The 318-nt window shown below is 40.3% G+C and carries 1 protein-coding gene; it reads left to right on the forward strand.

The window, feature by feature from the left end:
• On the forward strand, positions 1 to 318 hold a 318-nt coding region (tnpA, locus tag QOR82_RS09220; RefSeq protein ID WP_283584432.1), incomplete at both ends, for an IS200/IS605 family transposase.

Genomic DNA, 318 nt, shown 5'->3' on the forward strand with positions numbered 1-318 from the left:
CCACATCATATGGGGAACTAAATATCGCAACAAAGTGTTGAAAGGAAACGTTGAAGTTGTCTTGAAGCAGTGTCTACATGAAATTGCTTCAAAATATGGATTTAGAATTACCCACATGGAAATTGGCAAAGACGACCATATTCACTTATTGATTAGTGCCCCGCCAAAACTATCAGTTACTAATATTGTGCGCTGGTTAAAGGGTATTTCAGCCTGGAAATTGTTCAGGGAATGTCCAGATCTGCAAACCAGTTATTGGAAACAGCAAAACCGGCATCTTTGGTCACCTAGCTACTATGTAGAAAGCATTGGTGCCGT

The sequence above is a fragment of the Limosilactobacillus difficilis genome (assembly GCF_947387495.1).
Lineage (GTDB): Bacteria > Bacillota > Bacilli > Lactobacillales > Lactobacillaceae > Limosilactobacillus > Limosilactobacillus difficilis.